The organism is Halomonas sp. LBP4, from assembly GCF_003202205.1.
GTDB classification, from domain to species: Bacteria; Pseudomonadota; Gammaproteobacteria; order Pseudomonadales; family Halomonadaceae; genus Halomonas; species Halomonas flagellata.
The window spans coordinates 747,904-769,740 of sequence record NZ_PDOG01000001.1 but is presented as its reverse complement, the minus strand read 5'-3'; the positions used below and the strand labels follow the sequence as shown (position 1 = coordinate 769,740).

At 68.4% G+C, this 21,837-nt stretch carries 19 protein-coding genes; 15 read left to right on the top strand and 4 right to left on the bottom strand.

What is annotated here, in order from left to right:
- Position 1: 1 nt before the first annotated feature.
- Both CR157_RS03595 and CR157_RS03590 read left to right on the top strand, forming a co-directional pair.
- On the top strand, positions 2-811 hold the full coding sequence (locus CR157_RS03595) for a methyltransferase domain-containing protein (protein ID WP_110282153.1): 810 nt from the start codon (positions 2-4) through the stop codon (positions 809-811).
- Positions 808-1,812 carry a class I SAM-dependent methyltransferase gene (locus tag CR157_RS03590; RefSeq protein WP_110282152.1) on the top strand — a complete coding sequence of 335 codons (1,005 nt, stop codon included), beginning with the start codon at positions 808-810 and terminating at the stop codon, positions 1,810-1,812. Before CR157_RS03595 ends, CR157_RS03590 begins: the two co-directional genes overlap by 4 nt.
- A gap of 133 nt (positions 1,813-1,945) precedes the next feature.
- On the opposite strand, the gene CR157_RS03585 is transcribed toward CR157_RS03590, so the two are convergent.
- Together CR157_RS03585 and greB are read right to left on the bottom strand one after the other, a co-directional pair.
- The gene (locus tag CR157_RS03585; protein WP_110282151.1) at positions 1,946-2,170 is read right to left on the bottom strand and encodes a calmodulin; all 225 of its coding nucleotides are present in this window, start codon (positions 2,168-2,170) and stop codon (positions 1,946-1,948) included.
- A gap of 264 nt (positions 2,171-2,434) precedes the next feature.
- The gene (greB, locus tag CR157_RS03580) at positions 2,435-2,977 is read right to left on the bottom strand and encodes a transcription elongation factor GreB (protein WP_110282150.1); all 543 of its coding nucleotides are present in this window, start codon (positions 2,975-2,977) and stop codon (positions 2,435-2,437) included.
- A 138-nt stretch (positions 2,978-3,115) separates the two neighbouring features.
- On the opposite strand from greB, the gene CR157_RS03575 reads away from it, so the two are divergent.
- The 6 genes from CR157_RS03575 (at position 3,116) to CR157_RS03550 (ending at position 8,492) form a co-directional block, all read left to right on the top strand.
- The gene (locus CR157_RS03575; RefSeq protein WP_110282149.1) at positions 3,116-3,763 is read left to right on the top strand and encodes an NUDIX domain-containing protein; all 648 of its coding nucleotides are present in this window, start codon (positions 3,116-3,118) and stop codon (positions 3,761-3,763) included.
- 1 nt (position 3,764) lies between these two features.
- Complete coding sequence (locus tag CR157_RS03570) at positions 3,765-4,211, top strand: DUF1249 domain-containing protein (RefSeq protein ID WP_110282148.1); 447 nt, start codon at positions 3,765-3,767, stop codon at positions 4,209-4,211.
- A 32-nt stretch (positions 4,212-4,243) separates the two neighbouring features.
- On the top strand, positions 4,244-4,978 hold the full coding sequence (locus CR157_RS03565; protein ID WP_110282147.1) for a phosphodiesterase: 735 nt from the start codon (positions 4,244-4,246) through the stop codon (positions 4,976-4,978).
- Between the two features lie 119 nt (positions 4,979-5,097).
- Positions 5,098-6,090, top strand: a complete 993-nt coding sequence (gene cysD, locus CR157_RS03560) for a sulfate adenylyltransferase subunit CysD (RefSeq protein WP_110282146.1) — start codon at positions 5,098-5,100, stop codon at positions 6,088-6,090.
- Entirely contained in the window at positions 6,090-7,514 is a 1,425-nt protein-coding gene (gene cysN / locus CR157_RS03555) for a sulfate adenylyltransferase subunit CysN (protein ID WP_110282145.1), read from the top strand. The genes cysD and cysN overlap by 1 nt, the downstream gene beginning before the upstream one ends.
- 303 nt (positions 7,515-7,817) lie before the next feature.
- Positions 7,818-8,492, top strand: coding sequence for a zinc metallopeptidase (locus CR157_RS03550; protein ID WP_110282144.1), 675 nt, complete (start codon positions 7,818-7,820; stop codon positions 8,490-8,492).
- Positions 8,493-8,685: 193 nt separating this feature from the next.
- Here CR157_RS03550 and cmoB read toward each other — a convergent pair whose 3' ends face one another.
- Complete coding sequence (gene cmoB / locus CR157_RS03545; RefSeq protein ID WP_110282143.1) at positions 8,686-9,681, bottom strand: tRNA 5-methoxyuridine(34)/uridine 5-oxyacetic acid(34) synthase CmoB; 996 nt, start codon at positions 9,679-9,681, stop codon at positions 8,686-8,688.
- Between the two features lies 1 nt (position 9,682).
- On the bottom strand, positions 9,683-10,441 hold the full coding sequence (cmoA, locus tag CR157_RS03540) for a carboxy-S-adenosyl-L-methionine synthase CmoA (RefSeq protein WP_110282142.1): 759 nt from the start codon (positions 10,439-10,441) through the stop codon (positions 9,683-9,685).
- Between the two features lie 86 nt (positions 10,442-10,527).
- Here cmoA and pgi point away from each other — a divergent pair, with 86 nt between their 5' ends.
- From pgi to leuA, 7 genes are all read left to right on the top strand, one after another.
- A complete protein-coding gene (gene pgi, locus CR157_RS03535) occupies positions 10,528-12,213 on the top strand; it encodes a glucose-6-phosphate isomerase (RefSeq protein WP_110282141.1) in 1,686 nt (561 codons plus the stop codon).
- A 28-nt stretch (positions 12,214-12,241) separates the two neighbouring features.
- A complete protein-coding gene (locus CR157_RS03530) occupies positions 12,242-12,880 on the top strand; it encodes a YqiA/YcfP family alpha/beta fold hydrolase (protein WP_110282140.1) in 639 nt (212 codons plus the stop codon).
- Complete coding sequence (gene parE / locus CR157_RS03525; protein ID WP_110282139.1) at positions 12,877-14,757, top strand: DNA topoisomerase IV subunit B; 1,881 nt, start codon at positions 12,877-12,879, stop codon at positions 14,755-14,757. Before CR157_RS03530 ends, parE begins: the two co-directional genes overlap by 4 nt.
- Positions 14,758-15,039: 282 nt before the next feature.
- On the top strand, positions 15,040-17,301 hold the full coding sequence (parC, locus tag CR157_RS03520) for a DNA topoisomerase IV subunit A (RefSeq protein ID WP_110282138.1): 2,262 nt from the start codon (positions 15,040-15,042) through the stop codon (positions 17,299-17,301).
- 172 nt (positions 17,302-17,473) lie between these two features.
- Positions 17,474-18,694: a phosphoserine phosphatase SerB gene (gene serB, locus CR157_RS03515; RefSeq protein WP_110282137.1), complete on the top strand. Its 1,221-nt coding sequence runs from the start codon at positions 17,474-17,476 to the stop codon at positions 18,692-18,694.
- Positions 18,695-18,698: 4 nt separating this feature from the next.
- Positions 18,699-19,532, top strand: coding sequence for an ion transporter (locus CR157_RS03510; RefSeq protein ID WP_110282136.1), 834 nt, complete (start codon positions 18,699-18,701; stop codon positions 19,530-19,532).
- Positions 19,533-20,066: 534 nt separating this feature from the next.
- Complete coding sequence (gene leuA / locus CR157_RS03500; RefSeq protein ID WP_110282134.1) at positions 20,067-21,773, top strand: 2-isopropylmalate synthase; 1,707 nt, start codon at positions 20,067-20,069, stop codon at positions 21,771-21,773.
- Positions 21,774-21,837: the final 64 nt, after the last annotated feature.

Sequence of the window (21,837 nt, the reverse complement as noted above, 5' to 3'; positions counted from 1 at the left end):
CATGTCCGATACCCCTTCGCCCCTTTCCCCGGCCGGCGACCGCCACTTCGATGGCCTGGCCGACAAGTTTGCCGACAGCCTCTACGGCGCGGCCCGTGGCGAGCTGCGCCTGGCGCTGCTCGACCGGCTGCTGCCGGAGATGCTCGCCCTCGACGCTCAGCCGGTGCTCGACGTGGGCGGTGGCCTCGGCCAGCTGGCCGCCTGGTTCGCCGGGCGCGGCCATGCGGTGACCCTGGCCGAGCCCTCCGGCGAGATGCTCGAGCGGGCCAGGGCGCACCTGGCCGGACAGCCGGTGAGCCTGCTCCAGGTCCCGCTGCAGGCCCTGCCCGAGTGCGCCCCCGGCCCCTGGCGGCTGATCGCCTGCCATGCGGTGCTGGAGTGGCTGGCCGACCCGCGCGCGGCGCTCGCCACCCTGGCGGGGTTGCTGGCGCCGGGCGGCCAGCTCTCGCTGATGGTCTTCAACCGCGACGCGCTGCGGATGTCCAACGTGGTCAAGGGCAACCTGGAGAAGGCCCTGGCCGACCGCCTCGAGGGCACCGGCCGGCGCCGTCGCTTGACGCCGATCTCGCCGCTGACCCATGGCCAGATCGAGACCTGGGCGGCCGAGAACGGGCTGGCGATCTCGGCGGTCGCGGGCATCCGCGTCTTCCACGACTACCTGCGCCAGCCGCCACCGTCCGATGCCGACCGGGCACGCCTGCTCGCCCTCGAGCAGCGCTACTGCCGCGTCGACCCCCACTGGCGGCTGGGTCGCTACCTGCTCTACACCCTCGAGCCTTCCTCGATCCGACCCCAGGAGCCCCCTGCATGAGCGCCGAGACCCCTGTCTGCCAGTTGCTGGAACGCCAGGCCCTCGACTACCGCGGCTGGTGGTGGGTGGGACCGCCACGGGACGGCTGGCTGGAGGCGGGCGAGGGCGCGGCGGTCAGCGTCGACGCGGCGGTGCTCGAGGCCTGGCGCGCCCGGGGCCGGCCGGCCTTCTCGCCCTTCGATGACGGCCTGCCGGCCAGGGTCGGTGCCGGCGTGCCCGGCGTCGTGCTGTTCTGGCCCAAGAGCCATGCGCTGGGCGAGTGGTGGCTGCTGTGGCTCTGTGCGGTGCTGCCACCGGGCACGCCGCTGCAACTCGCCGGCGAGAACCAGGGGGGCATCAAGCGGGTGCTCAAGGTGTTGGCCGCGCTGGGGCTGGGCTGTCGCAAGCGCGACACCGCCCGGCGCTGCTCGCTGTTCGAGACGCGCCTCGGCCGGGTCGGCCTCGACCCCGAGGCGGCCTGGTCGTCGTTCGAGGCCGAGGGGCTGACCCTGGTCAGTCACCCGGGCGTGTTCGGTCACGGCAAGCTCGACGACGGCACCCGACTGCTGCTGGAGCGGTTGCCGGCGGTGCTGCCGGAAGGGCAGGCCGAGGTGTTGGACATGGGCTGCGGCGACGGCATCCTGGCCGCCTGGCTGGCCCGGCGCGGGGCCCGGGTCACGGCGGTGGACGTCAACGCCTGTGCCGTGGAGGCGACCCGCCGCACGCTCGCCGCCAATGGCCTGGCCGGCGAGGCGCGGGTCGGCGACGTCTATGCCGCACTCGGCGAAAGGCGCTTCGCGGCCATCGTCAGCAACCCGCCCTTCCACCAGGAACGGGCCATCGACTATGGCCCGGCGGCGCGGCTGATCCTCGAGGCGCCTGACCACCTGCTGCCCGGTGGCCAGCTGGTGATCGTGGCCAACGCCTTCCTGCCCTACCCGGATCTGCTCGAGCGTGCCTTCGGCGGCTTCGAGATCCTCGCCGACGACCGCCGCTTCCGGGTCTATCGGGCCTCGACCTGAGGGGCCAGTCGGTGGGATCCGCCTCCTCGGCCCGGAGGAGCTGATCGCTGGGCGTCACCCTGCCCGCACGTGGCAGCCGGCTTGGCCGGCTGCCACGTGCGGGTCAAGGGCAGTAGGGGGCGTCGGATAACGGCTAGCCTTCCGTGTCCTCTGTCGCGGCCTTGAACTCCTCCTCGCTCAGGGAGCCGTTTCCATCCGCATCCGCGGTTGCGAAATCCAGGCCTTCAGCGGTTGCGACCTCCTCCTCGCTCAAGGCGCCATCTTGATCGGCATCGAGATCCGCGAACTTGTCCGCGCCCGCGAAAGCCACGCTGGCACCGAAGAGAAGGGCCGCAGGTAACATGAGTAGCTTCTTCATGGTGTGCCTCCAATGCTATGACGCTTGTCCAGGTGGCGAGCGGCATCGCTCGCCTGCTGTGTCATTGCAATATCGGCGCCATTAGTATGCTTTTTACATAAAAACAATGGGATGCATTGGGGGGGCTCGGGGCCGTGGGGCGCGTCAGGGTGGCCGGAGGCGACTGTCTCCGGCCGGCAACAAGTTGAGGTGTTTCACTGCAAGTTGGTGATAGTCAATGGGTGCTGTTGTCGTCGAAACGCGTCGACCGCCGCGGCAAGGCGCCTATCTGCCTGCGGGGTCACGATAGGCGATCCCGGTGATGATATAGCTCGTTTCGCCACCGGGGGCGGCGACGGTCACCTCGTCGTCCAGCGACTTGCCGAGCAGGGCCTTGGCCAGGGGGGCGTCGACGCTGATCCAGCGTTTCGCCGTGTCGGTCTCGTCGTGGCCGACGATGCGGATGTGCGTCTCCTCGCCGTCGTCGTCCTCGAGGGTGACGAAGGCGCCGAAGTAGACCCTGTCGGTGTCCTCCGGGAGCCGATCCACCACCTGCACTTCGTCGAGGCGCTTGGTCAGGTAGCGGATCCGGGCGATGACCCGATTGAGCTCCTTCTTGTTGTAGGTGTAGTCGGCGTTCTCGCTGCGGTCGCCGAGTGCCGCCGCCTCGCCGACCTTGGCCGAGAGCGCGGGGCGCTTGACCCGCGACAGGTGGTCGAGAATGCCGCGCAGGCGGTCGGCGCCTTCGGCGGTGATCAGGTTGCTCTTCGGCTCCTGGCGCGGATCCTTGGCCGGGTCGCGCCAGCGCGTCATGTTGCGGCCTTTCATCCGGCTGGTCCCTCCTGCTGGTGAGAGTTGAAACATACGCCATCGGTGAAGGGGCGCCAAGGCATCGATGACCGCGGCGGTTGGCATCCCCCCTCCGGGTCATGATAATGGTCGCCACCCTGCGACCCGGAGATCGGCATGAGCGACCCCCGTCACCCGCACGACCAGGATCTCACCGCGCTGGCGTCCTTCACGGCCGCCGACGTCGAGTTGCTGGAGCGGCGCTGCCTGCACCAGGGCTTCTTCCGCCTGGAGGAACTGCGCCTGCGCCATCGCCTGTTCGAGGGCGGCTGGAGCGGCGAGGTGGTGCGCGAGGTACATCATCGCCACGACGCCGTGGGCGTGCTGCTCTATGATGTGGAGCGAGACGCCGTGGTACTGATCGAGCAGTTCCGTGCCGGTGCGTTCGATGACCCCGCGTCACCCTGGAAGCTGGAGGTGGTGGCGGGGCTGGTGGAGCGGGGCGAGAGCGTCGCCGAGGTCGCTCGCCGCGAGGCGCGGGAAGAGGCCGGCTGCGAGGTGGGCGAACTGATCGAGCTGCATGTCTACTACCCCAGTCCCGGGGCCTGTGACGAGCGCGTCACCCTGTTCTGTGGTCTGGTCGACAGCCGTGGCCTCGGCGGGGTGCACGGGCTCGACGAGGAGCACGAGGACATCCGCGTGCATGTGTTGCCGTTTACCCGAGCGTGGGAACTCCTCCAGGCCGGGCGACTCGACAATGCCATGTGTCTGATCGCCTTCCATTGGCTGGCAGGCGAACGCGCATCACTGCGAGCAAGGAGGTAGCGTGTCGAGAACAGCCTATGTCACCGACCTGAAGAGTCTGCAGGGCGAGTGCACCGTCAACTACCTGCGCCTGACCCGGCTGCTGGGGGCGCTGGACGCCGGCGAGATCCGCGAGGTCGAGCTGCTCCGTGGCGGTCGACGGCTCGGGGCACTGTGCATCGAGGTGCTCGAGCAGGCCCCCTACACCACCATCGCTCGGGTCTCCCAGCAGGGCGTGCTCGACGAACTGATCGAGACCCCGCGCATGCGCGTGCATCTCTACCACGACGTGCGCATGGCCGAGGTCACCGACTTCCAGCGCCAACGCCATTTCCATGGCCGCTACCGCTACCCCAATGCGCGCATGCATCAACCCGACGAGAAGCTGCAACTCAACCGCTTCCTCGGCGAGTGGCTGGAGCATGGACTGGCCCACGGCCACTCCCTCGACCTGCCAGAACTACCTTGATGAATAGGCTGCCCTGAGGAGATGCTGCTCTGATGCGACTGGTCCAGATCAGCGACTGCCATCTGCAGGCCGACCCCCGGGCCCGTTCCCGGGCCGGCTTTCCGCTGCGCCAGCTCGAGGCGGTGATCGAGGCGGTCAACCGGGAGCGGCCGGACATGGTGCTGGTGACCGGTGACGTCAGCCAGGACGAGACCGCGGCTTCCTACCGGCTGGCGGTCCGTACCCTCGGAGCGCTCGACGCCCCCTGGTTCTGGCTGGCGGGCAACCACGACGAGCCGGCGCTGATGGCCGAGGCCCGCGAGCTGCCCGACGAGCTGGAACTCGACAGTTGGCGGGTGCTGTTGCTGGATACCCGGGTCAGTGGCCAGCCCCACGGCGAGCTGGGACCCGAGCGACTCGGCTGGCTGGCCGACCGGCTCGAGGAGGACGACCGGCCGACCCTGCTGGTGATGCATCACCCGCCCCTGGCCGTCGGCTCGGCCTGGCTCGACGAGCTCGGCCTGCTGGACCGGGAGGCCTTCTGGCAGACCCTGGCGGCCTATCGTCAGGTGAAGGCGGTCCTCTGCGGCCATATCCACCAGGCCTTCGCCAGCCAGCGGCGGCTGGAAGCGGGGGCGGTGGCGGTCTACGGCTGCCCTTCCACCACCGACCAGTTCCTGCCCGGCGCCGAGACCTTCGCCGTCGACGAGGCATCGCGCCCCGGCTATCGGGTCGTCGACCTCGAGGCCGGCGACCTGACGACCTGGGTGGAGCGCGTCGAGCCGTGAATCTGGGCATCTTTTTTCGTTCTAAAAAGATAGTTATTAATTCTTTTGGGTTATTATCAATCCGGCGTTAATCTGTGGCGCATGATCTCACGCCCAACGTCTTGCGAGGTAGCCGGGCCATGACCACTCATGTTGCACCGACACGTCAGGCACCGAACCGCGAATCGGCCGCCCAGGCCAGTGGCGCGACGTCGGTTGGCGCCGTCACGCCGCGTCGGCTGACCCATCTCGAGCAGCTCGAGGCCGAGTCGATCCACATCATCCGCGAGGTGGCGGCCGAGTTCCGCAACCCGGTGATGCTCTACTCCATCGGCAAGGACTCCTCGGTGATGCTGCACCTGGCGCGCAAGGCCTTCTATCCGGGGCCGCCGCCGTTTCCGTTGATGCACATCAACACCACCTGGAAGTTCCGCGAGATGATCGCCTTCCGCGATCGCATGGCGGCAGAATCCGGGATGGAGCTGATCGAGTACATCAACGAGGAGGGGCGGGCCGCCGGTATCAACCCCTTCGATCACGGCAGCAGCGGTTACACCGACGTGATGAAGACCCAGGCCCTCAAGCAGGCGCTGGACAAGTACGGCTTCGATGCCGCCTTCGGCGGTGCCCGTCGCGACGAGGAGGCCAGCCGTGCCAAGGAGCGGGTGTTCTCCTTCCGCGACAAGTTCCATCGCTGGGACCCGAAGAACCAGCGGCCCGAGTTGTGGAACCTCTACAACGCCCGGGTCAACAAGGGCGAGTCGATCCGCGCCTTCCCGCTCTCCAACTGGACCGAGCTGGACATCTGGCAGTACATCCACCTCGAGCAGATTCCCATCGTGCCGCTCTACTACGCCGCGCCGCGCCCGGTGGTGGAGCGCGACGGCATGCTGATCATGGTCGACGACGAGCGCATGCCGCTCGAGCCCGGCGAGAAGCCCGAGGAGAAGTGGGTGCGCTTCCGCACGCTCGGCTGCTACCCGCTGACCGGCGCCGTGGAGTCGAAGGCCGCCACCCTGCCCGAGATCATCCAGGAGATGCTGCTGACCCGCACCAGCGAACGCAGCGGCCGCGCCATCGACCACGACCAGGCGGGCTCCATGGAGAAGAAGAAGCGCGAGGGCTATTTCTGATGGCACACCAATCGACACTCATTGCCGATAACATCGAGCAGTACCTGCACGAGCACGAGAACAAGGACCTGCTGCGCTTCATCACCTGCGGCAGCGTCGACGACGGCAAGTCGACCCTGATCGGCCGGCTGCTGCACGACTCCAAGATGATCTTCGACGACCAGCTCGCGGCGATCACTCAGGCGTCGAAGAAGAGCGGTACCACCGGCGAGGAGGTCGACCTGGCGCTGCTGGTCGATGGCCTGCAGTCGGAGCGCGAGCAGGGCATCACCATCGATGTCGCCTACCGCTTCTTCTCCACCGACAAGCGCAAGTTCATCATCGCCGACACCCCGGGGCACGAGCAGTACACCCGCAACATGGCCACCGGGGCCTCCACCGCCAGCCTGGCGATCATCCTGATCGATGCCCGCTACGGGGTGCAGACCCAGACCCGTCGGCACAGCTTCATCGCCGATCTGCTGGGCATCCGGCATCTGGTGATCGCGGTCAACAAGATGGACCTGGTCGACTTCGACCAGGCGCGCTTCGACGAGATCGTCGCCGACTATCGCCTCTTCGCCGAGCAGCTCTCGGCCGAGGACATCCACTTCGTGCCCATGTCGGCCCTGAAGGGCGATAACGTGGTCAACAAGAGCGCCGCCATGGCGTGGTATGAGGGCCCGGCGCTGCTGGAACTGCTCGAGGGGGTGGAGGTCAGCCGCGACCGCAACCTCACCGACCTGCGCCTGCCGGTGCAGTACGTCAATCGCCCGAACCTCGACTTCCGTGGCTACGCCGGTACCCTGGAGGCGGGCGTGCTGCGCCCCGGCCAGGCGGTCAAGGCGCTGCCCTCGGGCAAGGCCTCGACGGTCGAGCGCATCGTCACCTTCGACGGTGACCTGGACGCGGCCTACCCCGGCCAGGCGATCACCGTGACCCTGAACGACGAGATCGACATCTCCCGCGGTGACTGGCTCGTTGCCGCGGACGCCGAGGTGGCCATGGCGAGTGCCTTCGATGCCGACATCGTCTGGATGCACGAGGAGGCGTTGACCCCGGGGCGGTCGTACGACATCCGCCTGGCCGGACGCTCCGTTGCCGGCCAGGTGGGAGCGATCCACCACCAGGTCGACGTCAACACCCTGGAGCGCCATGCCACCGAGCGTCTCGAGCTCAACGCCATCGCCCGCTGCCGGGTCGAACTGACCGCCGAGGTGCCGCTGGATGACTACGCCACCAGTCCGGGTACCGGGAGCTTCATCGTCATCGACCGCCTGACCAACGTGACGGTCGGCGCCGGGATGATCCGCGGTACGGCCGAGGGGGCCGCCGAGGCCCACGGCGAGGTCGACTGGGCCGGCTTCGAGCTGGAGCTCAATGCGCTGGTGCGCAAGTACTTCCCGCACTGGGAGGCGAGGGACATCCGCGAGCTGATTCGGTAAACCCCTGCCGGAATTGCGTGACGAGGGGCGCCGGGGACAGGCCGAAGAGGGGGTCCGATTCCATGGGTGAGGCGGAATCAGAAGAACATCCAGTGAATGTTCTTCCCGCCGAACGGGTTGGCCATGGATGGCCAACCCCGGCCCTGCAAGCGAAGCAGGATGCGAAAGCGCAGCAGGGAATCGGTAGCGCCCAGGGAGGGGTTCACAGCGCCCCTTGCAGGCCTGTCGCCGGATCAGCCCCGAGGAAACTGGTGCTGCCAGGCTGGGTCCAACCTTGCACACTGGAAGCCGGAGCCCTTGCCGATGATCCTGCTGGTGATCGCCCTGCTGCTGGCCATCTTCCTGCTGCCCAACCTCTGGGCCAAGTGGGTGCTCAAGCGGCATGCCCGGCCGCGGGACGACTACCCGGGCACCGGCGGCGAGCTCGCCGAGCACCTGCTCAAGCGGCTCGGCATCGACGGGGTGGAGGTGGAACTCACCGAGCAGGGCGATCATTACGACCCCCAGGCGCGGCGGGTGCGGCTCTCCCGGGAGCATTACGCGGGGCGCTCGCTCACCGCAGTGACGGTGGCGGCCCACGAGGTGGGCCACGCCATCCAGCACCACCACGGCTATGCGCCGCTGCTGGCGCGCACCCGGCTGGTGGCGGTGGCCCAGCAGGCCGAGAAGCTCGGGGCGCTGCTGATGATGGCCGCCCCCTTCCTGTTCGTCCTTACTCGCATGCCGGGCGGCATGCTGATCGTGCTGCTGGCCGCGGTGATCAGCTTCGGCACCGCGGCGATGGTGCACCTGGTGACCCTGCCGGTGGAGTTCGACGCCAGCTTCCAGCGGGCCCTGCCGCTACTCAAGGAGTACATCCCGCCCTACGACATGCCCGGCGCCCGCCATGTGCTCACCGCCTGCGCCTTCACCTATGTGGCGGCCTCGCTGGCCAGCCTGCTCAACCTGGGGCGGTGGCTGGTGATCCTCAGGCGCTAAGCGCCCAGCTTCGAGCTGATCTGAGAGGGTGAAGGGCCAGTTCAATGCATCAAGGCCGAAGGCTCTGCATGAGCGGCGCCGGGGACAGGGCGAAGCGGAGGTCAGTCTTCAGGGATGAAGAATGTAGCGCCCAGGGACGGGTCCACAGCGCCTCCGCGTAGGCCGGTCGCCGGAAAAGCCGCGGGCCCCAGCATCAAGGGCGTGGCCGGTTGGCCATGACCACCGCCCGCCGCGGGGCGGGGTAGCCCTCGCGGGTCTTGCTCGGGTCGTTCGGATCGAGGAAATCGGCCAGCGACTGGAAGGTCATCCAGTCGGTGGCGCGCTGCTCGTCGGTCGTGGTCACCGCTTCGTCCACCACGCGCACGTTGTCGAATCCGCAGCGTTCGAGCCAGTGGCAGAGGGCGGCGGAGGAGGGCAGGAAGTAGACGTTGGGCATGGCGGCGTAGCGCTCGCCGGGCAGCAGCACGCTGGTGGCGTCGCCTTCGACCACCAGGGTCTCGAGCACCAGCTCGCCGCCCGGGCGCAGGGCGTCCCTGAGCTGCAGCAGGTGCTCGAGCGGCGAGGGGCGGTGGTAGAGCACGCCCATGGAGAACACCGTGTCGAAGAAGGCGAGCCGTTCGGGCACCTCCTCGATGCCCACCGGCAGGAAGTGGGTGCGCCAGCCGTCGGCATCGCCGATGAAGTGGCGTACGGCCCGGAACTGCCAGAAGAAGCGCGGCGAGGGGTCGATCACCAGCACGAAGGCGGCACCGGCGCCACTCATGCGCCAGGCGTGGTAGCCGCTGCCGCCGCCCACGTCGAGCACCCGCCGGCCGGCGAGGTTCGCCAGGTGCGGCGCCACGCGCCGCCACTTCCAGTCGGAGCGCCACTCGGTCTCGATGTGGATGCCCCCCAGGCGGTAGGGCCCCTTGCGCCAGGGCGCGAGCTTGCGCAGCAGGTTCTCGCACCGGCGGCGCTGGCTGTCGGTCAGCGCCAGGTCGACGCTGACGGTATCGCCGTCCAGGGACACCTCGCGGGCCTCGGGGAGGGCGGGCAGCTTGGCCACCGCCTTCTCCCAGGCCGGCAGGTCGCCGTAGCGGCTTCGGTCCAGCCCGCGGGCGAGCTGGTCGGGCAGCCGGGCCAGCCAGGTGTCGAGCCCCTGGTCGAGGAAGGCCTGGTAGAGCTCGCGGTGCTCGGCGGGAATGGGCACGTCAGGTCTCCCCGTACCGGGCGTCCTTGAAGGCGATCAAGGAGGCGAAGTTCAGGAACTGGAACCAGGTCTGCGAGCGGGGGAAACCGGCCCGCGCCAGGCGCTCGTGGTGGGCGGCCAGGGTGTCGGGCACCAGGACGTTCTCGAGCGCCGTGCGCTTCTGGCTGATCTCCAGCTCGCTGTAGCCGTTGGCGCGCTTGAAGTCGTGGTAGCGCTCCACCAGCCAGGCATTGTCCTGTTCATCTTCGGCCACGATCTTCTCCGAGAGCACCAGCACGCCGCCGGGCTCCAGGGCGGCGAAGAGCTTGTCGATCACCGCATCGCGATCCTCGGGGGCGAGGAACTGCAGGGTGAAGTCGAGCACGATCATCCCCGAGGGGCGGTAGTCGAGCTCGCGGATGTCGCCCTCGACGATCTCGACGGCGTGCTCCGGGCACTCCGCGGCCAGGGTCTCCCGGGCCCGGGCCACCATGGCCGGCGAGAGGTCCACGCCGGTATAGCGGAAGGCGGCCGGCGGCAGCGTCCCGGCCAGTGCCAGGCCGGCGGCCCCCAGCGAGCAGCCCAGGTCGTAGACGTGGGCGCCGTGGCGCAGGTGGCGCCGGGCGATCAGCCCCAGCATGCCGAGTATCTGGCCGTAGCCCGGGACCGAGCGGCGGATCATGTCGGGAAAGCAGGCGACGACCTGCTCGTCGAAGGAGAAGCGCGCCATCCGATCGAGGGGTGTCGAAAAGATCGCGTCACGGTAAGATGCGTCACTCATGGGCCGAGCCGGAAATCGTGCGGAAATGGACGCCCATTCTACGTCTCCCTCGCCCCGGCTGCACGACAGGATGTCAGGAGGAAACCATGACCCAACTCCCGATCGACCAGCGCGGGGCCTGGCGCGCCCTGGCCACCCACGCCGAGACCATGCGCGGCGTGCACCTGCGTGACCTCTTCGCCGCTGCGACCGGCCGCCATGCGGCCTACACCCGCCACGCGGCGGGGCTGACCCTGGACCTCTCCAAGCAGCGCTGGTCCGACGAGACCTTCGCCCTGCTGCTGGACCTGGCCCGGGAGGCCGGCCTGCCCGAGGCGAGCCGCGCCCTGCTCGACGGCGAGCGGGTCAATGTGAGCGAGGATCGCCCGGCGCTGCATACCGCCCTGCGCCTGCCGGCGGATGCCTTGCTGGTGGTGGAGGGCGAGGACCTGGTACCCGGCGTGCACGCGACGCTGGATCGCATGGCCACCATGGTCGAGCGTTTCCATGCCGGCCAGTGGCGCGGTGCCACCGGCAAGGCGATTCGCAATGTGGTCAACCTGGGGGTCGGCGGCTCCGACCTCGGCCCCCTGATGGTGACCCACGCCCTGGCCGACTACCGCCCGGAGGGCGTGCACCGCATCGAGGTGCACTTCGCCTCGACCATGGACGGCTCCCAGCTGGCCGACTACCTCTCGCGACTCAACCCCGAGACCACGCTGTTCGTGCTCTCGTCCAAGTCGTTCACCACCATCGATACCCTCTCCAATGCCCGTACCGCCCGGGACTGGCTGATGTCGCGGCTGGGCCAGGAGGAAGGCGTCGACGATGGCCTGGTGATGCGCCAGCACTTCATCGGCGTCTCGGCGAGCCCCGAGAAGATGAACGACTGGGGCATCGCGCCGGATCACCAGCTGGAGTTCTGGGAGTGGGTCGGCGGGCGCTACTCGCTGTGGGGCGGCATCGGCCTGCCCATCGCCCTGGTGGTCGGCATGGGCAACTTCCGCGAGCTGCTCGCCGGGGCCCACGCCATGGACCGCCACTTCCGCGAGGCGGAGCTTGCCGACAACCTGCCGGTGCTGCTGGCCCTGGCGGGGATCTGGAACGTCAACTTCCTGGACATCCGCGCCCACTCGATCCTGCCCTATGACGGCCGCCTGGAGTACTTCGCCGCCTATCTCGAGCAGCTCGAGATGGAGTCCAATGGCAAGTCGGTGACCCACGACGGTCGTGAGGTGGGTTACTCTACCTGCCCGGTGCTGTGGGGCCAGCTCGGGCCCAACGCCCAGCACGCCTTCTACCAGTTGCTGCACCAGGGCACCCAGGCGGTGGAGTGCGACTTCATCGCGCCCCTGGTGCGCTATGACGACGTGACCGACGAGGCGACCCGCGATCACCTGATGAGCCAGCACCGCCTGACCCTGGCCAACTGCTTCGCCCAGTCGCGGGTGCTGATGCTCGGCGACGACGCCGTCGAGGACGACGGCCCGCGTCCCGGCCACAAGCGCTACCGTGGCAACCAGCCGTCCACCACGGTGCTGCTCGAGCGGCTGACGCCGGCGACGCTGGGGGCGCTGATCGCCCTCTACGAGCACAAGGTGTTCGTCCAGGCCACCATCTGGGAGATCAACCCCTTCGACCAGTGGGGGGTGGAGCTGGGCAAGAAGATCGCCGGCGAGACCCAGCGCATCCTGGAGAGCCATCAGGGCCTCGAGGCCATGGATGACTCCACCCGCGCGCTGATCGAGGCCGTGTGGCAGGCCGAGCGGGCGGCGGAGACCGGTTTGCGATGAGGCTGGCTGTTTGTACAGGGGTTGGGGTATGCTGAGTGCGGCCCTGGGCGTGCCGCCGGCCAGCGGGGTGCTCTATCTGCATGGTTTCAACAGCGGCAGCGGTTCGCCGAAGGCGGCGCTGATGCGCGCCGCCTGCGCCGCCCTGGGGCTGCCCTGCGCGACACCGCAGCTGCCCCACCGGCCGCGTGCGGCCCTGCGGCTGGCCGAGTCGCTGCTCGAGGGGTTGGGGCCGCACCCGCTGGTCGCGGGTAGCTCCCTGGGGGGCTTCCTGGCAACGCTGGTCGCCGAGCGTCACGACCTCCCGGCGGCGCTGATCAATCCCGCGGTGGAGCCGGCCCGGCTGGTGGTGGGCTGGGTCGGCGAGGCCTTCGTCAACGAGTATACCGGCGAGCGCTTCTTCGTCGAGGCCGCGCATCTCGAGGAGCTCGAGGCGCTCACCCCGCGGGGCGTCACGCCGGCGCGCTACCTGCTGCTGCTGGGCAGCGCCGACGAGACCCTGGACCCGGCCGATGCCTTCGCCTTCTATCGCGGCGCCCGGACCATCCTTCACCCCGGGGGCGACCACGGCTTCACGGCGCTGGCCGACTACCTGCCGGCGATCTTCGCCCACGGTGGCCATCGACTGGCCCCCGGGCGCATCACCCATCAGGATGTGGATGACGCATGACGCAATACAGTGCCAGCTCCATCGAGGTGCTTTCCGGCCTCGAGCCGGTGCGCAAGCGCCCCGGCATGTACACCGACACCAGTCGCCCCAACCACCTGGTCCAGGAGGTCATCGACAACAGCGTCGACGAGGCGCTGGCCGGCCATGCCCAGGAGATCACGGTGCGCCTGTTCGAGGACGGCGGCATCGAGGTCACCGACGACGGCCGCGGCATGCCCATCGACATCCACCCGGAACACGGCGTGTCCGGGATCGAGCTGATCCTCACCCGGCTGCATGCCGGCGGCAAGTTCTCCCAGTCGAGCTACCGCTTCGCCGGCGGCCTGCACGGCGTGGGGGTGTCGGTGGTCAATGCCCTGTCGAAGCGGCTCGAGGTGGAGGTGCTGCGCGACGGCAGCCGCCACGGGATGGCCTTCGAGCACGGCGAGCTGGCGTCCCCGCTGGCGGTGATCGGCAGCTGCGCCAGGCGGGCCCGGGGCACCGTGGTGCGCTTCTGGCCCGAGGAGAGCTACTTTGACAGCCCGAAGCTGTCGTTGGCGAGGCTGAAGCATCTGTTGCGGGCCAAGGCGGTGCTCTGCCCGGGGCTCAGGGTGGTGCTGGTCGAGGCCGACGGTGGCGAGAGCGTCTGGCAGTACGAGGATGGCCTGCGCGACTACCTGGCCCAGGCCACCGACGGCTATGAGGTGCTGCCGGCCTCGCCCTTCGTCGGTCACTTCGCCGACGACGAGCAGGGGGTGGACTGGGCGATCCAGTGGCTGCCGGAGGGCGGCGAGCCGTTGCTGGAGAGCTACGTCAACCTGATCCCCACGCCCCAGGGCGGGACCCATGTCAACGGCCTGCGCGCCGGCCTGCTCGAGGCCCTGCGCGAATTCTGCGAGTACCGCAGCCTGCTGCCCCGGGGCGTCAAGCTCACCGCCGAGGACCTCTGGGAGCGGGTCTCCTATGTGCTCTCGGTGAAGATGCTCGACCCCCAGTTCGCCGGCCAGACCAAGGAGCGGCTGTCGTCGCGCACCGTGGCCGGGTTCGTCTCCGGGGTGGTCAAGGACGCCTTCTCGCTGTGGCTGAACCACCACGTCGACCAGGCCGAGGCGCTGGCCGAGCTGGTGATCAGCGCCGCCCAGCGCCGCCAGAAGAGCGCCAAGAAGGTGGCGCGCAAGAAGGTCACCTCGGGGCCGGCGCTGCCCGGCAAGCTGGCCGACTGCTCGGGCCAGGACCCGGCCGGCAGCGAGCTGTTCCTGGTGGAGGGTGACTCGGCCGGTGGCAGCGCCAAGCAGGCACGCAACCGCGAGACCCAGGCGATCCTGCCGCTGCGCGGCAAGATCCTCAACACCTGGGAGGTGGAGGCCCACGACATCTACGGCTCCCAGGAGGTCCACGACATCGCCGTGGCGATCGGCATGGACCCGGGCAGCGACGACCTCTCCAAGCTGCGCTACCACCGCATCTGCATCCTCGCCGACGCCGACTCCGACGGGCTGCACATCGCCACCCTGCTGTGCGCGCTCTTCGTGCGCCACTTTCCGGCGCTGGTGGACGCGGGCCATGTCTACGTCGCCATGCCGCCGCTCTACCGCATCGATCTCGGCAAGGAGGTGCACTACGCCCTGGACGAGAGCGAGAAGGCAGCGACCCTGCGCAAGCTCGAGGGCAAGCGCGGCACCCCCAATGTCCAGCGCTTCAAGGGCCTGGGCGAGATGAGCCCGCTGCAGCTGCGCGAGACCACCATGGCCCCCGAGACGCGGCGCCTGGTGCAGCTGACCCGCGAGGTCGGCGACGGCACCATGGAGATGATGGACATGCTGCTGGCGAAGAAGCGCTCCGCCGACCGCAAGAGCTGGCTGGAGGACTACGGCAACCTGGCGGACATAGAGGTATAGCGCCGAGCGGTTGGTCGCCAGCGCTGGCGTTCCCTTTGGGGTCAGACCCCGGCGGAGGGATATTCCGCTAGCAACGTGCACCATGACGGGCTGGATGGTCTTGGCCGGGGTCTGACCCCAAAGGGGCCATGCCGCCGACATGGGAAGGCCAGTACCGCAGCAGCACCAAGCGGATTCGCCCCCTGCCGGGGTCTGACCCCAAGGGCGCGGCCTCGGCGGCTGGATCGAATGGGCTCTGGTGCTGCACGGCAACGGCCATGAAATCATGAAAGGGGTCAATCGATGACCATGGATATCCAGGTGGCGGAGGGCGATGTCGAGCGCCTCTCGCTGCGCGAGTACACCGAGAAGGCGTACCTCGACTACTCGATGTACGTCATCCTCGACCGGGCGCTGCCGCACATCGGCGACGGCATGAAGCCGGTGCAACGGCGCATCGTCTACGCCATGCGCGAACTGGCACTCTCCGCCAGCGCCAAGTACAAGAAGTCGGCGCGTACCGTCGGCGACGTGCTCGGCAAGTTCCACCCCCACGGCGACAGCGCCTGCTACGAGGCCATGGTGCTGATGGCCCAGCCGTTCAGCTACCGCTACCCGCTGGTCGACGGCCAGGGCAACTGGGGCAGCCCCGACGATCCCAAGTCGTTCGCCGCCATGCGCTACACCGAGGCACGGCTGTCGAAGTTCGCCGAGGTGCTGCTCTCGGAACTCGGCCAGGGCACCGTCGACTGGACCCCCAACTTCGACGGCACCATGAACGAGCCGGTGGTGCTGCCGGCACGGCTGCCCCATGTGCTGCTCAACGGCGGCACCGGCATCGCCGTGGGCATGGCCACCGATATCCCGCCGCATAACGTGAACGAGGTGGTCGAGGCCACCTGTCACTTGCTGCGCCACCCCGAGGCGACCACGGCGGATCTCGGCCAGTACCTGCCGGCGCCGGACTTTCCCACCGAAGCCGAGATCATCACCCCGCGGGCCGACCTGCGAAAGCTCTACGAGAGCGGCCGCGGCTCGGTGAAGCTGCGCGCCCGCTACATGCGCGAGGAGGGTAGCGTGGTGATCACCGCGCTGCCCTACCAGGTCAGCGGCGCCAAGGTGCTCGAGCAGATCGCCGCCCAGATGCAGGCCAAGAAGCTGCCCATGGTGGCCGACCTGCGCGACGAGTCGACCCACGAGGAGCCGACCCGGCTGGTGATCGAGCCGCGTTCTAACCGGGTCGATATCGAGGCGCTGATGGCGCACCTGTTCGCCACCACCGATCTCGAGAAGAACATCCGCGTCAACATGAACGTGATCGCCCTCGACGGCCGCCCGCGGGTGCTGTCGCTGCCCGACCTGCTCGGCGAATGGCTGCGCTTCCGCCGCACCACCGTGCGCCGGCGCCTCGAACATCGCCTGGGCAAGGTGCAGGACCGCCTGCATATCCTCGAGGGCCTGCTGATCGCCTACCTCAACATCGACGAGGTGATCCGCATCATCCGCGAGGAGGACGAGCCCAAGCCCGCGCTGATGGCGGCCTTCGGGCTCAGCGACCGCCAGGCCGAGGCGATCCTCGAGTTGCGCCTGCGCCACCTGGCCAAGCTCGAGGAGATGAAGATTCGCGGCGAGCAGGACGAGCTCGAGGCCGAACGCCAGCACCTCGAGGCGCTGCTCGGCAGCGAGGCCAGGCTCACCGACCTGATCGAGGAGGAGCTGCGCACCGCCGGCAAGGAGTACGGCGACGCCCGCCGTTCGCCCCTCGTCGAGCGCGAGGAGGCCCGGGCGCTCTCCGAGGTCGAGCTGGTCGGCGCCGACCCCGTCACCGTGGTGCTCTCCGAGAAGGGCTGGATCCGCAGTGCCAAGGGTCACGAGATCGACCCCGTCGGGCTCTCCTACAAGGCCGGCGACCGCTTCGCCCTGGCGGCCCGGGGCAAGACCAACCAGCCGCTGGTGCTGCTCGACGACACCGGCCGTGCCTATACCCTGGCCGCCCACAACCTGCCCAGCGCCCGCGGCCAGGGCGAGCCGGTCACCAGCCGGGTCAACGTGGTGGCCGGGGCGCACATGGCGGGGCTGATGCTGGCGCCGCCCACGGCGCGCTTCCTGCTCGCCTCCGACGGCGGCTACGGCTTCGTGGCCCGCCTCGAGGAGCTGGTCGGCAAGAACAAGTCGGGCAAGGGGGTGCTCAGCGTGCCCAAGGGCTGCAACGTGCTGCCCCCCTGCGCGGTGCCCGACGAGGAGGGCGCCAGCGTGGCCGCGGTCTCCAACGAGGGGCGGCTGCTGGTCTTCCCCCTCGAGCAGCTGCCCGAGATGGCCAAGGGCAAGGGCAACAAGATGATCGACATCCCGGGCGCGCGAGCCGCCCGGCGCGAGGAGTTCGTGCGCGACCTGGTGGTGCTGCCCGCCGGGAGCGCGCTGGTGGTGCATGCCGGCAAGCGTCACCTGACCCTCAAGGCCGCCGATCTGGATTACTATCGTGGCGAGCGCGGCCGGCGCGGCAGCAAGCTGCCCCGTGGCCTGCAGAAGGTCGACCGGCTGGAAAGCTTGATGCCGGAAGTTTGAAGAATGGCAGCAGCCATGTAGGCGGCGCCGGGGACAGGTCGAAGCGGAGGTCCTTTTCCAGGGAAGGAAAAGGTAGCGCCCAGGGAGGGGTTCACAGCGCCTCCGCGCAGGCCTGTCCCCGGAAAAGCCGCCTCAATCAGCGTATTGGGTACGCTCGGATTTTGAGGCAACCATGACACGACGAGTACTGATTCGCGCCACCGGCACGGCGCGTCCCGGCCAGCTGGCCGGCCTGGGCAAGGCCCTTGCCACCAGCGGCGCCCGCCTGCTGGACATCAACCAGAGCGTGACCTTCGACATGCTCTCCCTGGAGGCCCTGGTGGGGCTCGGCCAGGACAACGACCTGGAGGGCGCCCTGACCGCCGCCGGCGACGCCCTGGGTCTCGACGTCCAGGCGATCCAGGTCAGCGCCGAGGACTATCAGCGCTGGAGTGCCCACGCCAGCCAGCCGCGGTTGATCCTGACGCTGCTGGCGCCGCACCTGCCGGCGGGGATCCTCGCCGAGGTGGGGGCGCTGACCGCCGAGCATGGCCTGACCGTGGAACTGATCCATCGCCTCTCCGGCCGCGAGCCGCTGGACGGCGGCGTGCCCCACGAACACGCGAGCATCAGCGGTGCCTGCGTGGAATGCTGGCTGCGCGGCGAGGAGATCGACCTCGATGCCCTGCGCGAGAAGGCCCTGGCGCTGGGCGCCATGCATGGCGTCGACATCGCCATCCAGGAGGACTCCATCTGGCGTCGCCACCGTCGCCTGGTCTGCTTCGACATGGACTCCACCCTGATCAAGACCGAGGTGATCGACGAGCTCGCGCGGCGTCACGGCGTCGGCGACGAGGTCGCCGCGGTCACCGAGCGGGCCATGCGCGGCGAGCTGGATTTCCAGCAGAGCTTCCGCGAGCGCATGAGCAAGCTGAAGGGACTCGATGAGTCGGTGCTCGCCGAGATCGCCGAGGAGCTGCCGCTGATGGATGGCGTCGAGCGGCTGATGACGCAGCTCAAGCGGCTGGGCTATCGCACCGCGATCCTCTCCGGGGGCTTCACCTACTTCGCCCGCCACCTGCAGGAGCGGCTCGGTTTCGACGAGATCCATGCCAACGAGCTGGTAATCGAGAACGGCAAGGTCACCGGCGAGGTGCGCGAGCCGATCCTCGACGCCGACCGCAAGGCGGCGCTGCTGCGCGAGATCGCCGCGCGCGAGGGGTTCGCCATGGAGCAGACCATCGCCGTGGGCGACGGTGCCAACGACCTCAAGATGCTGGCCGCCGCCGGGCTCGGCATCGCCTTCCGTGCCAAGCCGCTGGTGCGCAGCCAGGCCCGCCACTCCATTTCGACCCTGGGCCTCGATGCGGTGCTCTACCTGATCGGCTATCGCCAGGTGGATCTGGAGGAGTAGGGCCGTGAGCACGACCTTCGAGACCTGGCGCGGCCGCTTCGAGCGGCTGCGCGCCCACAAGGCCTTCGAGCTGACGGTGATCACCATCATCGTCGTCTCGGCGCTGCTGATCGGCGCCAAGACCTACGAGGAGGAGGTCAGCCCCTTCCAGGAGTGGCTGCTGCTGCTCGACACGGCGGTGACGGTGTTCTTCCTGGTGGAGATCCTGATCCGCATGGCGGCGGAGAAGCGCCTGCGCGACTTCTTCAAGCGGGGCTGGAACGTCTTCGACTTCCTGATCGTCACCGCCAGCCTGGTTCCCCTGGACGACTCGGAGATGGTATTGCTGGCGCGCCTGCTGCGGATCTTCCGGGTGCTGCGCCTGGTATCGATGATCCCCGAGCTGCGCATGCTGATCGCGGCGCTGTTCAAGTCGATCCCGCGCATGGGCTACGTGGCGCTGCTGATGTTCATCATCTTCTACATCTACGGCGCCATCGGCAGTTTCCTGTTCGCCAGCGTCGACGAGCAGCTGTGGGGCAACATCTCGCTGGCCATGCTGACGCTGTTCCAGGTCGCCACCTTCGAGAGCTGGGCCACCGCGGTGCTCTACCCCATCATGGAGCACTACCCCTACGCCTGGATCTACTTCCTGACCTTCATCTTCCTCAACGCCTTCATCTTCCTCAACATGATGATCGGCATCGTGCTCGACGTGATGCAGAAGGAGAGCGCGCAGATCGAGCTCGAGAGCGGCACGGGGGAGGCCGCCGAGCTGCACGGCCTGCGCAGCGACGTGCGCCAGATGCGCGACCAGCTCTCGCGGATGGAGGCGCTGCTCGAGCGGCGGGGCGAATAGGGGACCATTCCCGCGCCGCCTGTGCCTGACAAGGAGTCATCCGGCCTCGATGCCCGCGACAGCGACTTCGCGGCCTTCGCCGAGCTGGCCCTGGACAACGCCGGCCGTCGTTTCGGGGCCGCGAGCCGGAGGCCCTGTTCCACTGGTGGCGCCATGCCGAAGCCGAGGCGCCATGAGGACAGAAATGGCGGCCCGGCTTGACAAGGGCGTCGCATGCTGATTCTCTAGGGAGCATGAACACTGAATTTCGTCACCCCAGCCTGGACCTACGACTACTAACCGGCCTTTGATCGTGCCGGGTGATGCGCTGCGCATCGCATTTTTGAGTCCAGGTCAGTCGAGGTGTCGAAATGTCTTCCGTCCGAATTCTTGTCCGCAGTAGTCGCGGTTCTCGCATGGTCGTTGTCGGCCGCGCGAATCGTTTTGCTGCGTGCCCCGGCGCCCCGGTATGCTCGATGCATCCGGGGCGTTGCCGTTTCTGAATGCCGCCCGACTTCCGAACACCAGCGTCGCCAGCCCAGGGAGAATGCCACCATGATGCTCGACAACCCCGCCACCAAGTATCGCCCCTTCGTCGCCGTCGATCTGCCGGACCGCCAGTGGCCGAACCGCCGCATCGAGACTCCCCCGCTGTGGTGTAGCGTCGACCTGCGCGATGGCAACCAGTCGCTGATCGACCCCATGGACCATGAGCGCAAGCAGCGCTTCTTCGACCTGCTGGTGAAGGTCGGCTTCAAGCAGATCGAGGTGGGCTTCCCCTCGGCCTCCCAGACCGATTTCGACTTCGTGCGTGCGCTGATCGAGCAGGACAAGGTGCCCGATGACGTCACCATCCAGGTGCTGACCCAGGCCCGCCCCCACCTGATCGACCGCACCTTCGAGGCGCTGCAGGGGGCGAAGAACGCCATCGTCCACGTCTACAACGCCACCGACCCGGTGTTCCGCCGCGTGGTGTTCAACGTCAGCAAGCCCGAGTGCATCCAGATCGCCGTGGACGCAACCGCGCAGATTCGAAGCCGCATGGAGGCGGCCCCGGAGACGAACTGGACCTTCCAGTACTCGCCGGAGCTGTTCACCACCACCGAGATGGACTTCGCCAGGGAGATCGTCGAGGCCGTCATGGAGGCCTACGGCGCCACACCCGACAAGCGCATGATCGTCAACCTGCCGGCCACCGTGGAAGTGGCCACCCCCAACAACTACGCCGACCAGGTCGAATGGTTCTGCCGCAACGTCAAGGGCCGCGACGGCCTGATCGTCAGCGTGCATCCGCACAACGACCGCGGTTCCGGCGTGGCCGCAGCCGAGCTCACCGTGATGGCCGGCGCCGACCGCGTCGAGGGTACCCTGTTCGGCAACGGCGAGCGCACCGGCAACGTTGACATCGTCACCCTCGCCATGAACCTCTACACCCAGGGCGTGCACCCGGGGCTCGACTTCTCCAACATCACGCCGATCATGCGCGAGGTGGAGTACTGCAACCAGTTGCCGGTGCACCCGCGCCACCCCTATGTGGGCGACCTGGTCTTCACCGCCTTCTCCGGCTCCCACCAGGATGCCATCAAGAAGGGCATGACCGAGCGGCGCGCCAACCCCGATGCGGTCTGGGAGGTGCCCTACCTGCCCATCGATCCGCTCGACGTGGGGCGCAGCTACGAGGCGGTGATCCGGGTCAACAGCCAGTCGGGCAAGGGCGGGGTCTCCTACCTGCTCGAGCAGGAGCACGGCATCGAGCTGCCGCGTCGGCTCTCCATCGAGTTCAGCCAGGTGGTGCAGGAGGTCGCCGACCGCACGGGCAAGGAGATCACCTCGCAGATGATCTACCAGGCCTTCGCCGACGAATACCTGGAGCGGCGCGCGCCCTTCGCGCTGATCAACCATCGGCTCTCCTCCGAGCCCGACAGCCCCCGGGTGAGCCTGGAGGCGAGCATCGAGGCGAACGGCGAGCGCCAGGCGATACGCGGCGAGGGCAACGGCCCGCTGGCGGCCTTCATCAAGGCCCTGGCGGCGGCCGGCCATGACGTCGAGATCATCGACTACCACGAGCACTCCCGCGGCCAGGGCGCGGACGCCGAGGCGATCGCCTACGTGGAGGTGCGCATCGACGGCAAGGCGGTGTTCGGCGTGGGCACCGACGAGAGCATCACCAGCGCCTCCATGAAGGCGGTGATGAGCGCCATCAACCGCCACGTTTCCACCGCGGAACCGGCGGCCAATGTGACCGCGGCCACGCTGGCCTGACTGGCTTCGCCGGTCGGCAGCCATAAGCTGAAAGCTTTAAGCCATAAGAAACCCCCAAGGTGTC